This is a genomic window from Dokdonella sp., assembly GCF_036518555.1.
In the GTDB taxonomy this organism is placed as follows: Bacteria; Pseudomonadota; Gammaproteobacteria; order Xanthomonadales; family Rhodanobacteraceae; genus Dokdonella_A.
On the sequence record NZ_DATDMY010000111.1, the window covers coordinates 1 to 5475 of the forward strand.

The 5475-nt window shown below is 69.0% G+C and carries 4 protein-coding genes; all 4 read right to left on the reverse strand.

The genetic code is table 11. The annotated features are described in order from the left end of the window. Window positions 1-64 precede the first annotated feature (64 nt). Window positions 65-1612, reverse strand: coding sequence for a hypothetical protein (locus VI238_RS06745; RefSeq protein WP_331649760.1), 1548 nt, complete (start codon window positions 1610-1612; stop codon window positions 65-67). A gap of 1 nt (window position 1613) precedes the next feature. Then, on the reverse strand, window positions 1614-2228 hold the full coding sequence (locus tag VI238_RS06750; RefSeq protein ID WP_331649762.1) for a hypothetical protein: 615 nt from the start codon (window positions 2226-2228) through the stop codon (window positions 1614-1616). A 39-nt stretch (window positions 2229-2267) separates the two neighbouring features. Further along, entirely contained in the window at window positions 2268-4172 is a 1905-nt protein-coding gene (locus VI238_RS06755) for a hypothetical protein (RefSeq protein WP_331649764.1), read from the reverse strand. A gap of 366 nt (window positions 4173-4538) precedes the next feature. Further along, window positions 4539-5475, reverse strand: a 937-nt coding sequence (locus VI238_RS06760; protein ID WP_331649766.1) for a hypothetical protein, incomplete at its 5' end; no start/stop codon positions are given.

The window sequence follows — 5475 nt, forward strand, 5'->3', positions numbered from 1 at the left end:
CGGTCGCAATGGCGGCGCCCGCGCCGCGAAGGCGGGCGCCGCGGTGGCGGCGCCCGCCGGATGCTTACGGCAATTCGAAGCTGTTGGCGAAGATCACGTCGTTCGGATCGACGAGCACGTTCGCAGTGACCGGCACTTCGATCAGCGCGTGCGCGGGGTCGTTGCTGTGCACGCAGATCATCGCGGTGTAGCTGCCTGCGGTGAGACCGCTCGCATCCACGCTCGCGGTGACCGTCGTCGTCGCCCCGGCCGCGACCGAACCCTGGTCGGGCGAGCGCGAGAGCCACGCGACCGGAGCCGGGCTCGCGCAGGTGACCGGTGCCGTATCGATCGTGTACGTGAGCGTGCTGCCGACGTCGCCCGAGTTGGTCAGGCCGAACATGTCGTTGGCGCTGCCGCCCTGCACGACCGTGACCTCGACATTGCCCGGCGCGACGGTGGCCGCGGGCTGGCCCGGCGTCGTCCCCGTCCAGGGGCCGAACGGGACCAAGGTCGGGCCACGCTTCTTGCACACCATCGAGTCCTGCGCCTGGCAGGTGCCGCCGGAACAGCCCGGCGGCCATTCATCGTGCGACGTATCGCGCACCGACACGCGGTAGTAGAGAGCCACCGACGTGTTCACGATGCTCTCGCCGTTCACGAGCGCGGACTGGTTCATCGCGCACGCGCCGAGCGGGTTGTCGGAACGGTCGGCGTATTCGCCGTCGTGCTGCTTCGTGCCCATCACGTCGACCGTGTGGAAACCGCGGCCGGACTCGTTGGTGGGCACGAGATAGTCGTCATTGCCGGGGACGAGGCGGAACCCGTTGCCGGTCGTCGTGTTGCGCACCTCCCACGTCTTCGGCGTGCCGCCCGGGCCGCCGGTCGCGTTGCGCAGGTCGCTGAATTCGGCCGTCTGGTCGACGTCGTTGATGCTGATCGTGTTGACCGCATTCGCGGGATCGTCGATCGCGAACTCCATGCGCCAGTAGTTGTGGTGCCAGTGCGTGGTCTCGTTGCCGGTGCCGTCGTTGTTGCCGAAGCCGAACTCGGGCTCCATGCGGCCGTCGGACCAGAACGTCCACCGCGACGTGTACTGGTACCAGGCCGCCGAATGCTGCGTGGTCAGCGTGACATGGTCGCCGCCGTCCTCGAGGCTCACGCCGGACGCGCAACCGGCCGTCGCGTTCGGATAGCCGGGCAACTGGAACGGGCAGTCGCCGTATGCCGTCACCGGCGCGGCCGAGCGATCGCACGACGTCGTCGCCTGCGGCGGGTCGACCGAGATGCCGAGCTGGTTCTGCACGGCATGGTCGGCGAGGAACGCGGCGTCGGCGTCCTTCCAGTCGCGGTAGCAGGTCGAGCTGTTGTATTCGGCGAACAGCATCGGCACATGCGCGCGCCGCATGACGAGGTGGCCCTTGAAGTAGACCTTGCGCACCTCGAGGCTCGAACCGTCGGCGCCGACACTGAGGCTCGGCGGCAACCAGCACATCTCCCAGATCGGATTGCCGGACGGCCAGCTCAACAGGTGCTCGCTGCCCGAACACGTGGGCGAATCGGCGAGGGCGGGCGCGGCCCAGCCGCCCAGCAGCAACAGCGTCAACAACGACAACGATCGACGAATACGCATTCTAGTGGCTCCCCAAGGATGGACTTTCTTCTTGCCGACGCGATCCCGCGTCGAAATCCGGATACACCACGCGATCGCGCTGCAGGTCGACGATCGCCCGCTGGATCGGAGTGAATCCTCCATCCTCGGCGAGGATGGCGTAGATGCAGCGGGTGCCGCGATCGCAATAACGATCGCCGGGCTTGCGCATGACGAAACCGCCGGCCCAGATGATGACGCCGTCTCGCGCCGCAATTTCGCGCAGCCCCGGATATCCGCGCACGAGCGCCTTCACGCGCTCGTCCTCGAGCGGCGTGAGGCGCATCTCCGCGCCGACGACGTCCTCCGTCTGCAGCAGTTTTCCGTCGAGGTCGTAGGTGCGACGGATCGCGGTGCCGCGGTCGTAGTCCCACGCGAGTTCGATGCGGCGGCGCGTCTCCACGCCGTCGTGGACGAAGAAATCCTCGTAGCTGCGGTTGATCACGATGCCCTTCATGCGCCCGGCCTCGGGCACGTCGCTCGCGACCAGTTCCGGCGCAGGAGGCGCAGGGCGCGGGCCCGACACGCTCGCACAGCCGGCGAAGGCGGACAGCGAGAGCGCGACGAGGAGAATGCGGTTCCGGCGTATCGGGTTCACGTGACGTCTTTTCCCATTCGAAGATTCGGCGCGATGCGGTCAGCGGCGACGCGGTGAGGCCTTGGCGATCGCCAGGCCGGTCGCGACCGGCTCCGGAGGCGACTTGCCGTGCAAGGGGCTTGTCCACAACTCGTACATGTATTCGCCCCGCGAGAGCGCCTGCGGTCCGACCGTGAACGGACGACCGGGACCGCCCGCGCACAGGTCGTTCTCCGCGGGAAACGCATGATCGATCGCCTCGCTGCGCAGGAACTCGATGTAGTCCTTGCTCGCGATCTGATGGTAGAGCGTCGCCTTCGCGCTGAGCGGACCGGCCGTGCCGGCCGGAATCGCGAACGTGTACGTCACGCGGTCCGCGTTCACGAGCACGCCGGAGCCGGGCGACGTCTCCGGATAGTCGGCCGCCACCGGCCCGGCTTCGAGGCCCTCCGGATCGTCGGGTGCGGTCACGCGGAAGCCGAGCGGCGGGATGCGGTTGTCCTTCGCGACGCAGTTGTTGAGCACGAAATGAAACTGCTTCGCGCCCGCGGCCTCGACCACGCACGCCTGCGATTGCGCGTCCCAGATGCCCTGCAGCGACTCGTACACGCGCGCCTGCACGTCCTCGGTCAGCGTCGCGGTCGCCTCGTCGTAGGCGCCGCTCTCGGCGACGAGCACATTGCCCGCGCTGCGCACCTGCACGTTGAGCCACATGCGACGACCCTCCGAGTAGCCGGTCGGCAGCTTGTGCCCGCTGAGGTTCGTGACGACGACCTCGAGCGAGATCGAGCCCGCGACCGACGGCGTCGCCGGCGTGTAGGCGGTGACGGTGGTCGATACCGTCGCGCTCGATGCGAGCATGTCGCGCGCGGCGGCGATCGTGCGGTCGTAGTCCTCGGGCTGCTGCAGCAGGTTGCCGCCGAACTCGGCCTTGATGATCCCGGGCACCCACGCGTTCGCGCCGGCGAATTCGTGCACGGCGAGATTCCCCGTGCGCGAACCGGCGGGATTGGCTTCGCACGCCTTCGCGAGTGGATCCTGCGACGCGCGCATGTGGCACGCCTGGCACGGCTGCGCGTTCGCCACGACCGGGATGCCCGACGGCGCGTCGCCGAATCCGTCGCGCAGGATCGCGTCGGCGAACAGGCTGCGATTCCACTCGGTGTACGTGCGCTCGATCGGGAAGGGCCGGCCGCTGTCGCTGCCGTCGGCGCGCACGAGCGTCTTCAGCGGCCCTTCGTCGGTGTCGGGCGTCGTCACGTCGTGGCACGTCGCGCAGATGTCCGAACCGACGTGATGCGAGGAATAGGCCCAGCCGTGCGGCGCTTCGAGCATGCTGCCCGCGGGGTACTGGTACGGTCCGCGCCGGCATGGCCCGAAGAAGCCGGGCGTGCTGTCGCACGTGAGCGCGTCGTCGACCCACGCATTGGCGTTGCCGGCGATGAACGGCTCGCCCTGCGGGCCGCCCGGCATCAGGCGGTGGCAAAAGTGGCAGTCGACGCCGGAGTAGTCGCTGTTCTCGCGGTCTTTCGCGGCGTAGTTGCCGAGCAGGCGACATCCGCTCTCGCCACCCGCGCCGGTGGTGCCGCCGAGCCCGTCCTTGACGACGCGCCCGCCGAGCCATCCGCGCGGCGTGTGGCAACGCAGGCAGTAGTCGCCGACGCCGGCATGGCCTTCGGCGGCGGCATCGTGGTTGGCGACGTCGAGCGCGGCCCAGAACAGCGGATCGCGCATCGCGTTGGCCATCATCGAACCGCCCCAGGTCGAGTGCGGCATGAACCCCGCATTGGCGGGGTCGAGACTGCGGTGGCAATCGATGCATACGCTCACGGCACCGAGCGTGACCGCGAGACGCGGCTGCGTGCCATGCGGCGTATAGTCGAGCGCGAGCGCGGCGGTCGCGACCAGCATCGCCGCAAGACCGGCCAGCACGGCGATGCGCATGCGCACGGCGTCAGCGCGCATGACGGCCGTCCGCGCAGCCGACGCCACCGGTGGCGGCCTGCGTGCAGGCGAAGCCGGATGCGCCGGCGTCACGAACGAACGACGGCGCTCGCATCGCGCGGCCATGCAGCAGGCATGGGCCGCGCAGGGTGTGGCGGGTGGATGCCCTCGACCGAAGGCACCCGGGCGCTACACGGGCCTGATACGTCATCCAATCTTCCCCAGGAAGCGTCGAGCCGGTCGCCGCGCCGAGGGGCGCGCGGCGCGAGGCCGAAACGGCGAATCTACACGGGACCGTCCGTCAGGACGAGCACGGTGCGCTGCGTCCCGACCGCTTCCCGGCATACCGGGTCCCGCCGTGGATCGCGGCGGGACCCTCGTTGTCGCTCAGCGCGTGCCCCCTGGCACGAGCGTCACGAGATCGTACGAGGACGGCGAGCCGGCCTGTGCGACATGCAGCGTCGCGGAACCTTCGACCGGTGCCGACGTCGAGATGAACGAGAACGAGAACAGCGTGCCCCAGTCGAGCGTCGGCAGGCTCGCAACCGGCGGCGTCGTCGAACCGCCGAATACGGGCGCGCTCGCGTCGTTGCTCCAGGTGAGTCGTCCGTTCGCGATTGCCGCGCGCCATTGCTGGCCCTGCCCCGCGTCGCCGAGGTTCGACGACGTCGCCGCGAGGCGCGACGTGCCCTGGATCGGCACGCTGAACGAGTCGAACCCCTTGTTGCTGACGACGCGCAGGTTCGGCTCGGCGCCCTGCGTTTCCGCGCGCGCGAAGTCGAAGTTCATGATCGCGTAGTCGTAACGCCAGCGGCCGTTGCCGAGGTCGGTGACCTTCGCCGCGAGCTTCGCATGGCCCTCGGGGACCTTGAGCTCGGACGTGCGAGCGCTCGTGCCCGGGTTGCTCGGATCGACCCAGCGGTCGATCGCGCCGCCGAGGCGGTAGTTCGATGCACCCGTGAGCGACCACTGCGAGCCGGAGAACTGCGGGTTCACCGACATGGACGCCATCGAGTTGTAGATGTTGATGTCGTCGCGCGCGACGTACCACGATTCGAACAGGAACGTCACGCCGTCGCCACCCGCGTGCGCGAGCTTCTTCTCCGGCACCTTCATGCGCTGCGTCCAGTCCGTGTTGCCGCTGCTGTTCTGGCTGCCGTTGCAATCAGGATCGAAGATCGAGCCGCAGCGCCCCCACTGGCCGGTCGCCGGAATGATCTCGCTGCGTGGGCCCATGTCGCCCGGGCTGTCGTTGTTGCCGGTGCCGTAGGTATCGCCGCAACCGAGGCCGAGCTGGTGGCTGCCGCCGCACTGGCTGATGCAT